This window comes from Streptomyces sp. NPDC002403, from assembly GCF_053593015.1.
The window spans coordinates 94,483-107,324 of sequence record NZ_JBSFBQ010000013.1; the positions used below are offsets into that span (position 1 = coordinate 94,483).

Below are 12,842 nucleotides of genomic sequence, written 5' to 3' on the forward strand. Positions count from 1 at the left end.
CATGAGGTTCAACGGCACCATGCGCCGCGGACTCGGCGGAACGGCGGCCGCGGTCGCCGCGATGGCCGCGCTCACCGCGTCCCAGGCACCGGGACTCGTCGCTCACGGAACGACGCCGGACAAGCGTCAGGAGACCGACGAGGTGAAGTGGTCGCACGTACCCAACGACGACTCGTACCACACCGAACTCCCGCCGCTGCAGTCCCCGAAGCCGCCGAAGGCCGGTACGAAACAGACCCCGGCCGCCGCCCGGTCGTGGGCCGAGGCGGGCATCCCGGCCACGGTGCTCGCCGCCTACCGCAAGGCGGAGAGCGCACTGGGGAAGACCGACCCCGGATGCCGCCTGCCGTGGCAACTGCTCGCGGCGATCGGCAAGGTCGAGTCCGGCCAGGCGGGCGGGGGACGGGTGGACGCCCACGGCACGACGCTCACCCCGATCCTCGGACCGCTCCTCAACGGTGCGGGCTTCGCCAACATCCCGGACACCGACGGCGGCGTGTACGACGGCGACCGGACCTACGACCGGGCGGTCGGCCCGATGCAGTTCATCCCCTCGACCTGGGCCCACTGGGGGCAGGACGGGAACGGTGACGGGCGTCGCGACCCGAACAACATCTACGACGCCGCACTCGCCGCCGGGCACTACCTCTGTGCCGGGCCGCGCGATCTGTCGGTGAAGGCCGATCTGGACCGGGCGATCCTCAGCTACAACCACTCGGACACCTATCTGCGCACCGTGCTGTCGTGGCTGGAGTTCTACCGCAAGGGCATCCACCCGGTGGCCGACGGCAAGGGCACCGTCCCGAAGAGCCCCGGCGCGGGCGGCCCCAACGAGCCGAAGCATCCGGTCGGCGGTCCCGGCGCCCCGGACGGCGGCATCATCGTGGGCCCGCAGCCCGGCGGCTCGCACCAGCCCTCGCCGTCCGCCACCCCGAAGCCCTCAGGATCGCCGACCGGCTCCCCGGACCCCACCGCCTCCCCGGATCCCACCGGCCCGGGCACCGCCTCACCCGATCCGACCGACACCGGACCGGCCTCCCCGGAACCCGGCACGAGCCCCGACCCCGGCACCTCGGAGCCGGGCCCCGGCTGCCCGACGGACTCGCCGTCACCGGACCCGACCGGGACCGCCGGAACCACCGAGTCCCCGGAACCCGACCCGACGACGAGCGAGGACCCCTGCGCCACGCCGTCGGGCTCACCGTCCGCCGGCTGACAGCACCTGGGCCAGGTCGTACCGCACCACTTCCTCCAGCTGCGCGTAGGTGCAGCCGGCCGGGGTGCGGTCCGGCCGCCACCGGCGGAACCGGGCGGTGTGCCGGAACCGGTCGCCCTCCATGTGGTCGTACGCCACCTCGCAGACCCGCTCCGGGCGCAGCGCCACCCACGACTGGTCCTTCCTCCCCGACCAGCGGCTCTGCGTCCCGGGCAGCCGGGCGTGCTCATGCGCCTCGGCATCGGCCCAGGCCGCCCACGGGTGACCGGCGAAACCGACGCGCAGCGGCTCCAGCTCCGCGACCAGCTCCGCGCGGCGCCGCATCGAGAAGGCCGCACAGACCCCGACGTGCTGGAGCACGCCCCCGGAGTCGTACAGGCCGAGCAGCAGCGAGCCGACGATCGGGCCGCTCCTGTGGAAGCGGTACCCCGCCACCACGCAGTCGGCGGTCCGTTCGTGCTTGATCTTGTACATCACCCGGGTGTCGGGGCGGTACGGCAGGTCGAGCGGCTTGGCCACCACACCGTCGAGCCCCGCGCCCTCGTAGCGCTCGAACCACTCCTGGGCCAGGGCCGGGTCCGTGGTCGCCGGGGCGAGATGGACGGGGGCCGACGCTCCGGAGAGCGCCGCCTCCAGCACGGCGCGGCGGTCGGACTGCCTGGCGGAGAGCAGCGAGTCGTCGCCCACCGCCAGGATATCGAAGGCGATCAGACTGGCCGGGGTCCGTTCGGCGAGCAGCCGCACCCGGGAATCCGCGGGATGGATGCGCTCGCTGAGCCGGTCGAAGTCCAGCCGCCCGTCGTACGCGATCACGATCTCGCCGTCGATCACACAGCGCGGCGGCAGATTCTCCCGGACCGCGGTGACCAGCTCGGGGAAGTAGCGGGTGAGCGGCTTGCCGGTGCGGCTGCCGATCACCACCTCCTCGCCGTCCCGGTGCACGATCGCGCGGAAGCCGTCCCACTTGGCCTCGTACTGCATACCGGGCGGGATCCTGGACACGGACTTGGCGAGCATCGGCTTCACAGGAGGCATCACCGGCAGATCCATGGCCCGATTCTGACCCACGACCGGGCGCAAGTCTCCCGATATGCGGCATATGTGAGCCCGGCCTACCGTGACCGTCATGGGTGCAGCGGTGAAAGCAGTGGAGCTCGAAGCCGGCGGACGGGCCGTACGGCTCTCCAGTCCGGACAAGGTCTACTTCCCGGAGAAGGGCTACACCAAGAGGGACGTGGCCGAGTACTTCCTGGCCGTCGGCCCCGGCATCACCCGCGCCCTGCGCGACCGGCCCACCACCCTCCAGCGCTTCGTGGACGGTGTCGAGGGCGAGTTCTTCTACCAGAAGCGCGCCCCGAAGAACCTCCCCGACTGGATCCCCACAGCACGGATCGCCTTCCCGAGCGGCCGGCCCGCCGACGAGATCTGCCCCACCGAGCTCGCCGCCGTCATCTGGGCAGCCAACCTCGGCACCCTCACCTTCCACCCCTGGCCGGTCCGCAGCACCGACACCGACCACCCCGACGAACTGCGCATCGACCTCGACCCACAGCCCGGCACCGACTACGCCGACGCGGTGCGCGCCGCCCACGAACTGCGGTCCGTGCTCGACGGCCACGGGCTGCGCGGCTGGCCCAAGACCTCCGGCGGCCGGGGCATCCATGTCTTCGTCCCGATCGCCCCGGAGTGGACGTTCACCGAGGTCAGACGCGCCGCCATCGCCGCCGGACGCGAACTGGAGCGCCGCATGCCGGACCGGGTGACCACGGCCTGGTGGAAGGAGGAGCGCGGCGAGCGGATCTTCGTCGACTTCAACCAGACCGCCCGTGACCGCACCATCGCCTCCGCCTACTCCGTACGCCCCCGCCCGCACGCCCCGGTCTCCGCCCCGCTGCGCTGGGAGGAGATCGACGACGCCGAACCGGGCGACTTCGACATCAGGACCATGCCGAAGCGCTACGCCGACGTCGGCGATGTGCACGCGGACATGGACGACCACGCCTTCCGGCTCGACTCGCTCCTGGAGCTGGCGGACCGGGACGAGCGGGAACGCGGCCTCGGCGACATGCCGTACCCGCCGGAGTACCCGAAGATGCCCGGCGAACCGAAACGCGTCCAGCCGAGCCGGGCCCGGCACGACGAGGACGCCGAGGGGTGAGCGCGCCCGACCTGGAGCCCGCCGCACCGCACGGGGAACATGCCCGGCCCCCGGCCCGCGGTGACCGATGGTCGGAGTTCAAGGCGTCCCCGTATCTGCCCGCCGTCGTGCTTCTGTTCATCATCGCGGCCGCGGCCGGTCTCTTCGCGGGCTCCTACACGTACGCGATGGCCAACCCGACCCCGCGCAATATCCCGGCCGCTGTGGTCGGCGAGCTCGACACCCCGCGCGACAAGGTCTTCCTCGACCGGCTGGAGGGCGCACTCGACACCTCGCTGGTGCTGCACGAGTACGCCACCGAAGCCGAAGCCCGCCTCGCGCTGGAGGAGCAGAAGGTCTTCGCCGTCCTGAGGTCCGAGGACGGCGGGGTCGGTCTGGACGTCGCGAGCGCTTCCGGAGCCTCGGTCGCCCAGTTGCTCGCCGAGTCCACGCTGAAGGTGGGGGAAGCGGCCCATGTGCCGGTGAAGGTCACGGACGTGAAGCCCCTGCAGCGGGGCGACCCGCGCGGCCTCGCTCTCTTCTACATCTCGCTCGCCGCGGTGATCGTCGGGTTCATCGGCGCGATCCAGCTGAGTGTTCACGCCAAGGCGCTGGAGCCCCTGGAGCGGGTCGGGTTCACCGTCGCCTACGCCCTGCTCGGCGGGTTCTCCATCGCCGCCGTGGTGGACTGGCTGCTCGGCTCCGTCGACCTGCCGTTCGTCCAGTCGTGGTTGATCCTCGCCTTCACCATGTTCACCACGGGCATGGTCTTCACCATGTTCAACGCCCTGATGGGGCGCTGGGCGATGATCCCCACCTGGGGACTGATGGTGATGCTCGGAAACCCGTCCTCCGGTGGTGCGGTGTCCTGGCCGCTGCTGCCGTCGGTGCTCGGCTTCATCGGCCGCTGGCTCCCCCCGGGCGCCTCGGTCAACGCCCAGCACGCCGCCGTCTACTACCAGGGACACCAGCGGGTCTTCCCTTACCTGGTCCTCGCCGGCTGGGCGCTGGTCTCGTGCACGGTGTTCTGGGTGTGGCGACACCGGCACCCGGGAGGCCGTGACCACATGCCTCAGCATGCGGCCACGGCCACCTGATCCGGGTCCGGGCTACAGCTCCTTGATACGGATGTCGCGGTACGAGACCACGTCCGTGGCGCTGTGGACCTGGAGTCCGATGTAGCCGGAGGCGTACCGCCGGCCGTCGGTGCCCGGGTCGTCGCCGCGCGGCGGCTCGAAGGCCTGACCGCCGTTGTTGTCGAACTCGTTCAGCAGGACACCGTTGCGGTAGATCGAATAATGCTGGTCCACCACCCGGATCTCGTAGTCGTTCCAGGTGCCCTTGGGGGTGACCCCGGCGCCGGCCAGACCGATCCGGTCGAACCCGTAGACCGAACCCGTCTTGTACATGTCGCCGTCCGGCCGGTCGAGGATCTGCACCTCGTGGCCGTACTTGATGGCGACCCACTCCGGACGGGACTCCTCCGGGTTGTCGTGGACGTTCGGGAAGCGGACGAACACTCCGCTGTTGGCGTTGCCGGTGCCGGGGGCGTCGTCGCGCCACTGGAGCTTGAGCGAGAAGTCGCCGTACTGCCGTCCCGGGAACCAGAGCATGCCCATGCCGTCCACTGCGGTGGAGCTGGTGATCGTGCCGTCGGCATTGAGCCCGAACCTGCCGCCGCCGACCTGCTGCCACTTGGCGAACGACCCCGCCGTGCCGTCGAAGAGCTTCGTGTAGCCCTCGTCCTGGCCCGGCATGCCGATCCCCGACTGCTTGGCCGCCCGGTAGATCCTCTTGTGCTCACGGGCGTCGATCACACCGGCGGCGAGCAGCCTGTCGAGGACACCGTCGACGTGCTTGAGGAACAGCGCGTGCGACGACCAGTCCTTCTCGTCCTCGATCAGCTCGTTGATCGTGCAGCGGTTGCCGGTGATGCGGTTGGGCACCCCGGTGTCGACCGTGCCGACGATGACGGTGAGCCGCTCGTCGAACTCCGGACAGTTCGGCGCCGGTACGCCTCCGCTCTCCGCGACGGTGAACGACACCTGCTTGGCGACGGAGGTGTTGCCGGCCTTGTCCGTCGCCCGGTGGGCCACGGTGTGATAGCCGACGCGGTCGACGATGACGGTGGTGGTGTACGCGAGGTACGGGCCGCCGTCGAGCGAGTACTCGACCCTGTCCACGCCCGACTCGGCGTCGGTCGCGGTGATGGTCACCTTGGCACTGGTGATGTAGGCGTTGTCGGAGTTCTTGTCGCCCGTCACCTTCGCGGAGGTCTCCGGCGGGGTCTTGTCCTGCGTCGGCGGTGCGACGACGGTGAACTCGACCGACTTCCCGGCCGCCGCGTTGCCCGCCCTGTCCGTGGCCCGGTAGCGGACCAGATGGGTGCCGGTCTCGTGCACCATCACCGGTGCGGTGTACGGCTGCCAGGCGCCGTCCGCCCCGAGCGCGTACTCGATGGTGTTGACGCCGGAGCCGGTGTCGGAGGCGGTCACGGTGACCGTCGCCATCCCCAGGTACCGCCCCTGGTCGTCCTTCTCGCCGGACACGGTCGCCGAGGTCTCCGGCGGTGTCGTGTCGTCGGTGGGCGGTGCGGCGACTGCGAAGTCGACCGATTTCTCGGCCGCCGTGTTGCCCGCCCTGTCGGTGGCCCGGTAGCGGATCGTGTGCGTGCCGACCTCGTTCACCACGACCGGTACGGTGTACGGCTGCCAGGCGCCGTCCGCCCCCACCGCGTACTCCACGGTGTCGACGCCGGAGCCGTCGTCGGTCGCCGAGACGGTGACCGTCGCCTGACCGACGTACGCGCCGTCGGCGTTCTTGTCACCGTCCACCTTCGCCGAGGTCCCGGGTGCCGTGGTGTCCTCGCCGCCGCCGTCCTCGGTCACGGTGAGGATGCCCTGCATCGCCTCGTGCCCCGGCATGGTGCAGTGGTAGAAGTACCGGCCGGGGGTGAGTGTGACCTCGGCGGTGTGCCTGCCGCCCTGGTCGTCGGCCGGGTTGGCCAGGATGTTCAGCGTGACGTCGTTGTTGAACTCCGGGTCCGAGACGCTGAAGGTGAGGGTGTGCGGCATCCCCGTGGTGTTGCCGGTCGCCGCACTGTTCTCGAAGACGATGGTCGCCTTGCCGGCCACCGCGGTCTTCGGGGCGGACAGATAGTGGTCGATGGGGTCGCCCGCGGTCCAGGTGAGGACCTGCTCGGCCGCCGCACCGGCGGGAGCCGCCGTACGGCCGTACGCAGCCGTCGAGGTCAGCCCCAGCACCATCAGGAACGAACCCAGCAGCGCGAGCCACAACCGGGCCGGACGGTACCGCTTCCGTGAGAGGAGGGGACGATGTCTCACCGCACTGCCGCCTTCCTGGCCAGATCACCGGCGGCCGGGGTCGGACCGCCGCCCTTGTACGTCACACGCCACAGCGCGGACTTGGAGTCGGAGGTGAAGAAGCCGCGCCCGTAGTCCAGGACGTACAGCGAACCGTCCGGGGCGAACTTCCAGTCCATCAGGTTGCGGATGCCGTCCGCCCCGACCGGGATGATCTTCCGCAGGGACTCGGCGTGCGTGGGCAGCCCGCCCTTGCCGACCGTCTTCGGGTCGGTGAGCACGGCGTGCCGGGGCTGGGTGTCGTCGTAGAAGTCACCCACGAACCACTTGCCGTCCCAGTACGAGGGCCACTTGTCGGCGCTGGTGCTCGCCGCGTCGTACCGGTAGACCGGGCCGTTCATCGTGGCCTGGCCGCCGCCCTTGAGCCACGGCAGCAGCTGCTTCTGGTCCTCGACCTTGTAGCTGGGGATGCCGTTCGCGTCGCGCGGGTAGTCCACGCCACCGCCCTGGGGCGAGTACCAGATGGTGTTGGAGGTGACCGGCGGCAGGTTCACCAGGCCGTCGTTGTTCGGCGACTCGTTCTTGGGGTGGTCGCAGTCGTACCAGCCGAGCGGCTTGGCGGGATCGGGCAGATTGCGGTCCCGGTAGGGCTGCTTGTTGCCCATGCAGTACGGCCAGCCGTGGTTGCCCGCCTTCGTGATCGCGGCGAACGTGTCGTACTTGGCGGGGCCCCAGGTGGTGGAGGGCGAGCCCGCGTCGGGGCCGACCCAGCCCGCGTAGAGCGTGTCGGTCGACTTGTCGACGGAGATCCGGGCAGGGTTGCGCACACCCATCACATAGATCTCGCCGCGCGTCCTGCCGCCGCCCTCGTCGGGCTCCTTGCCGGTGAAGAGGTTGCCCTCGGGCAGTGTGTAGGTGCCGTCGTCCTCCGGGTGGATCCGCAGGATCTTCCCGTTGAGGTTGTTCGTGTTGCCCGCGGTGCGGCGGGCGTCGGCGAACGAGACGCCCTTGTAGTTCGGCTGCGGGTTGTTCCCGGAGTAACCGTCGCTGAAGCCGGAGGAGTTGTTGTCACCGGTCGCGATGTACAGATTGCCCTTGGAGTCCCAGGCCATCCCACCGCCCGCGTGGCAGCAGCTGTGGACCTGGACGGGCCAGTGCAGCAGCACCTTCTCCGAGGATAGATCCAGCTTGTTCGTGGACAGGTCCATGGTGAAGCGCGAGACCTGGCGCACCGCCATCTGCTTGTCGCGGTCCAGCTTCGAGTGCGGGGTGTAGTGCAGATACACCCAGCCGTTCTTCTCGAAGTCCGGGTCCAGTTCGATGCCGAGCAGCCCCTCCTCGACCTTGACCAGCTCGTCGCCGCCGCCCTTGTTGCCGAAGATCGTCAGCTCACCGGCGAGGGTGACCTTCTTGGTCTTCGGGTCGTAGACATGGATCTGCCCCAGGCCCTTGCCGATGTCCGGGTCGTTCCAGTCGGTGACGACCGGCCTGCTGCTGTCGGCGCCGCCGCGCCCGATGTACAGCACGCGTCCGTCGGGGGCGGTGACCAGGCCGTGCGGCTCGCCGATCTGGTCGTTCCGCCCCGGCTGGTTGGGCTGGGTGACCCGTTCGGCCTTGTAGTTGGCGTCGATCGTGGCCTTGCAGTCGGCCTGCGAGATCCGGGTCGTCCAGTCCAGTGCGCCGCGCAGATGGTCGCGGAAGTCGGTCTCCGCGAAGCTGTCGACCGTGCCGCCCATCGCCGTGTAGAAGGACCGGCCGCCGTCGTAGTCGCGGCACCAGGAGACCGGGTGGTCCCAGCCGTTGGCACTCGCACCCGGCTTGTAGGTGATCTCGCGGACGCGCGCCACGGTGTGCACGTCACCGGACGGATTCTTCGTCCAGTTCAGCCACTTGTCGGGGCGCTTCCACTCCAGCGGGAGGTTCTTGGTCGCCGGATGCTGCCGGTCGCCGACCTCGACCGTCGCGCGCTGCACGGATGCCGGGCTGTCCTTCGCCGGGCGGGCGCCGACCAGGCCGGTGAACCAGTCCGAGTACGGTTCGGTGCGCGCGGCGTCATGGATGCCGAGGAAGCCGCCTCCGGCCTCCATGTACGCCTCCAGACCGGCCTCCTGCTCCGGGTCGAGGACGTCGCCGCCGCCGGTCAGGAAGACCACGGCGTTGTACTTGCCGAGCTTCTTGCCGTTGGTGAAGACCGCGGCGTCGTCGGTGGCCACGGTCGTGAACCGGCCGGCCTCCGGACCGGTGAGCCCGATCTTCTCGATCGCCGCGATTCCGGCGTCGACCGTCGGGGACTCCTCGGTCGCCGAGGCGTGGAACACCAGCACCTTGACATCGGCGCCGCCCGGCGGCGACGGCAGGGACAACGTTGTCGTCAGGGAGCCGGGCGGCTCCGGATAAGGCCTGGCCGCGGCTGTGCCTGCGCCGAGCAGGGAAGCGGTCAGTGCGCCGGCCGTGAGGCCCGCCGCGAGTCCGCGTCGCGATCTGGACCTGTGATGTGGTGTGCGCTGCATGTGGTCACCCACCCCTCTTTGGTCACTGCAACAGCGCATGAAGTTAGACCTCTTTTCGTGGTCCGCCAATAGCTATGGCGTCAATTGCACGAACTTTGTCCTGGCTGTGGATAAACTGCGAACCTCCGGCTACGGTGTGGGCCGTCCGGGGCGAGTCGGCGCTCCAAATTCCTTGGTGCAGTGAGGAGTTCGGTATGGACAGAAGGAGCTTCAACCGGCGGATGCTGGTCGGTGGCGGTGTGGCGGCCGCGGCAGGCCTGACATCGTTGTCCCTGGGTTCGATCGAGGCCAGCTCGGCGGAGCCCGCACGGGCCACCGCCCCGGCGGGCGGTGTGGTCCGCCATCTCAAGCTGTACGCCGAGAAGCTGGCGGACGGTCGGATGGGGTACGGGCTGGAGAAGGGCAAGGCGACGGTGCCGGGGCCGCTCATCGAGATCAACGAGGGCGACACCCTGCACATCGAGTTCGAGAACACGGCCGATGTGCCGGTCAGCCTCCATGCGCACGGAGTCGACTACGACATCGCGAGCGACGGTACCCGGCTGAACAAGAGCATTGTCGAACCGGGCGGGACCCGTACGTACACCTGGCGTACCCATGCACCCGGCCGGCGCAAGGACGGCACCTGGCAGCCGGGGAGCGCGGGCTACTGGCACTACCACGACCATGTCGTCGGCACGGATCACGGCACCGGCGGCATCCGCAAGGGCCTCTACGGTCCGCTGATCGTCCGGCGCCAGGGCGACATCCTGCCGGACAAGACGATCGCGATCGTCTTCAACGACATGACGATCAACAACAAGCCGGCCCACGAGAGCCCGAACTTCGAGGCCACGGTGGGGGACCGGCTCGAAGTGGTCATGATCACGCACGGCGATTACTTCCACACGTTCCACATCCACGGTCATCGCTGGGCGGACAACCGGACCGGCCTGCTCACCGGCCCCGACGACCCGAGCCGGGTCATCGACACGAAGATCGTCGGCCCGGCGGACTCCTTCGGCTTCCAGGTCATCGCGGGCGAACACGTGGGCGCGGGCGCCTGGATGTACCACTGCCATGTGCAGAGCCACTCCGACATGGGGATGGCCGGACTCCTGCTGGTCGCCAAGCCGGACGGCACGGTGCCGGGATACGAGCCGCACGACATGGCGGCCCACGACAAGCCGGCGCCGGAAAAGACAACGCCGGAAAAGACAACGGAAAAGGCAACGCCGGACAAGGCAACGCCGGACAAGGCGGCCTCCGGAAGCGCGCCGAAGGGCACGGCCGCGCACGACCCGGCGGCACACGGATCCTGACGCCGCTGTTCCGCGAGCCCCCGATGCCGTCGGGCCGTCGGCCCTGACGGCGTCAGCTCTCCGGCACCACCTCGCGGGAGGCCTCGTCCGTCCCAGCCGTTCCGGTCGCGAGGCGCAGCTGTTCCTCCTCGACGATGCGTCGGGCCAGAGCCCCGTCCGACACATCCACGGCGTCCGGCGTCGTCTCGGCGACATCGCTGCGCCGTGCGTACAGGTCGAACAGCCGCTCCTTGCGGGCCAGGATGTCGAGCATCCGTTCGTCGACGCTGTCGGCCGCGAGGAGCCGGTGCACCTGGACGGTCCGTATCTGGCCCATCCGATGGACGCGGGCCACCGCCTGGTGCTCCATCGTCGGCTTGATCTGCGGTTCGCAGATGATGACGACCGACGCGGTCTGCATGTTCAGTCCGACGCCGCCCGCCTGGATCTGGCTGAGCAGTACGGCATGGCCGTCCACGGCACCGAAGTCGTCGATCAGCCGCTGGCGCCGGGCGGCCGGGATGTCCCCCGAGAGCGGGCCGAACACGGGCGGTTCCAAGGCTTGTCCGACCGTGTGGAGCACTTCGCGGAAGTAGGAGAACACCACGACCTTCAGGCCGTTGTCCGCGGCCTCGGCCACCAGCTCGCGCAGCCGGTTCAGCTTCGCGGACGTGCCGGGCCGGGCGTACGCGGCCCGGCGCATCCGCATGAAGTGCCCGGCGCCCACCGCCTCGCGGTAGGCGTCGAGATCGCCCGGACTGAACTCGTCCCATTCGTCGACCTGTACCAGCGCCGGGAGTTCGGTCAGCACGTCCACCTGGTTGCGCCGCAGATAGGCGGGGGCGACCGCTCTGCGGAAGGCGAGCGAGCCGGCGGCTCCATGGGTGGTGTGTATCGAAGGGGCCAGCTCCGGCTGGAGGTGACGGACCAGGCTGCGGAACTCCTCGACGCGGTTCTCCATGGGCGTGCCGGTCAGGAACAGCACCCGTTCGGTGTGCTGCGTCCAGCCGGACACCGCCCGGGACCGGCGGGTGGCGGGGTTCTTGACGTAGTGGGCCTCGTCGACCACCAGCATGCCGGGCCGAAGGCCGCAGTCCGCGGCGGCCGGCAGCGTGTGCAGGGCGTCGAACGTGGTGAGGGCGACCCCGCCGCCTCGATGCCATTCGCCGAAGGCCGACTGCCGCTCGGGGCCGTGCACCGGAAGGGTGCGCAGCGTGGAGCGGGCGCGGATCTCGCGCGCCCAGTTGATCAGCACGCTCGCCGGGCAGACCACCAGGAAGTGCGTCTCGCCCCGCGCCGAGAGATGTGCCAGCGCGGCGATGGCCTGGACGGTCTTGCCGAGCCCCATCTCGTCACCGAGGATCACCCGCTTCTGCGCGAGCGCGAACCGCGCGCCGAACGACTGGTAGCCGCGCAGCGAGACGCGCAGATGGGCGTCGTCCAGCCGCAGACCGCGCACCCGGTCCGCCATCCGGGACGGCAGGAACCCCTCGGCCGCGTCCCGGTCCGGGCCGGTGCCGGACATCTCGGCCAGCAGGCTGTAGTACTCGGCGGACCGCAGCTCGAAATCCACCCACGCGGCGAGGTCCGACTCCGGGGCCCGCAGCAGATCCACCGAGACCTGCCCGAACAGCAGCGGCAGCTCGCGCTCCTCCGCCTCGGCCACCGCCGTCCGCACCTCGGCGACGGCCTCCAGCGCCCGGGAGCGGGCCTCCCGCCCGGTGAACAACATGCGCAGCCGGCCGCGCGCGGGACCCGCGGCCGCCAGCAGCGGTTCGAGGCGCCCGACGAGCCGACCCGCCGCGTCGACCGCACGCCGGACGTCGGGACCGGCGGCGACCAGCCGGTGCAGGGCGACGACCAGCGCGGTCGTGGCGTCGTCCGGGTCGTCCACATCTATCCGGACCGCGACCGTGTCCCGCACCGCGTGGGCGATCTGGCCGGCCGCGGCCAGCACCTGATCGGCGGTCTGCGCGCCGACCCCGGGGATCTGCCGCAGCTCGTAGCGACTGGCCTCGTGGACCTGGCCGACGGTGGTGAAACCGGCCTGCTCGACTGCGCCGAGCCGCAGTCTGCCCTCGGTGACGTCCTTGAGCCTGGAAGCCGGGATGGCCGCGAGCTCCCGGCGGACGAGGGAGTCGAGCAGCGGCGTCAGCGTGGTGTGCACGGCGTCGACGGCGCGGGTGTGATCGGCCAGCACCGTGCGCGCGGTCTCCAGCAGCAGACCGGCCCGCGTCAGCAGCTCCCGGGCGGCCCTTCCCGTGGGCGCCCCGTCCTCCGTCGCTCCGGCCTGTGTCATGTACGTCCCTCTGTCCGCGCAGCCCGGCTGCCGTCCCGCCCGGCACCTGCCCGGACGATTCCTATCGTGCCACGCGG

The 12,842-nt window shown here is 70.3% G+C and carries 8 protein-coding genes; 4 read left to right on the top strand and 4 right to left on the bottom strand.

Annotated elements, in window-relative coordinates:
• The first annotated feature begins 1 nt into the window (after window position 1).
• Window positions 2–1,216: a lytic murein transglycosylase gene (locus tag ACWCPY_RS17080; protein WP_451265675.1), complete on the top strand. Its 1,215-nt coding sequence runs from the start codon at window positions 2–4 to the stop codon at window positions 1,214–1,216.
• Here the strand turns inward: ACWCPY_RS17080 and ACWCPY_RS17085 are convergent.
• Window positions 1,199–2,266 (bottom strand): ATP-dependent DNA ligase, encoded by a 1,068-nt coding sequence (locus tag ACWCPY_RS17085; RefSeq protein ID WP_451265677.1) that lies wholly within the window; start codon window positions 2,264–2,266, stop codon window positions 1,199–1,201. The two genes, ACWCPY_RS17080 and ACWCPY_RS17085, sit on opposite strands and share 18 nt — an antisense overlap.
• Before the next feature lie 97 nt (window positions 2,267–2,363).
• Between ACWCPY_RS17085 and ligD the strand changes: the two genes are divergently transcribed.
• Both ligD and ACWCPY_RS17095 read left to right on the top strand, forming a co-directional pair.
• A complete protein-coding gene (gene ligD / locus ACWCPY_RS17090; RefSeq protein WP_451265824.1) occupies window positions 2,364–3,374 on the top strand; it encodes a non-homologous end-joining DNA ligase in 1,011 nt (336 codons plus the stop codon).
• Window positions 3,371–4,450: an ABC transporter permease gene (locus ACWCPY_RS17095; protein ID WP_451265679.1), complete on the top strand. Its 1,080-nt coding sequence runs from the start codon at window positions 3,371–3,373 to the stop codon at window positions 4,448–4,450. The genes ligD and ACWCPY_RS17095 overlap by 4 nt, the downstream gene beginning before the upstream one ends.
• Before the next feature lie 12 nt (window positions 4,451–4,462).
• Here the strand turns inward: ACWCPY_RS17095 and ACWCPY_RS17100 are convergent, their stop codons facing one another.
• Window positions 4,463–6,697: an OmpL47-type beta-barrel domain-containing protein gene (locus tag ACWCPY_RS17100; protein ID WP_451265681.1), complete on the bottom strand. Its 2,235-nt coding sequence runs from the start codon at window positions 6,695–6,697 to the stop codon at window positions 4,463–4,465.
• Complete coding sequence (locus ACWCPY_RS17105; RefSeq protein WP_451265683.1) at window positions 6,694–9,186, bottom strand: ThuA domain-containing protein; 2,493 nt, start codon at window positions 9,184–9,186, stop codon at window positions 6,694–6,696. The genes ACWCPY_RS17100 and ACWCPY_RS17105 overlap by 4 nt, the downstream gene beginning before the upstream one ends.
• Before the next feature lie 194 nt (window positions 9,187–9,380).
• On the opposite strand from ACWCPY_RS17105, the gene ACWCPY_RS17110 reads away from it, so the two are divergent.
• Window positions 9,381–10,487 (top strand): multicopper oxidase domain-containing protein, encoded by a 1,107-nt coding sequence (locus ACWCPY_RS17110; protein WP_451265685.1) that lies wholly within the window; start codon window positions 9,381–9,383, stop codon window positions 10,485–10,487.
• 52 nt (window positions 10,488–10,539) lie between these two features.
• Here the strand turns inward: ACWCPY_RS17110 and ACWCPY_RS17115 are convergent, their stop codons facing one another.
• Entirely contained in the window at window positions 10,540–12,765 is a 2,226-nt protein-coding gene (locus ACWCPY_RS17115; protein WP_451265687.1) for a DEAD/DEAH box helicase, read from the bottom strand.
• Between the last annotated feature and the right edge of the window lie 77 nt (window positions 12,766–12,842).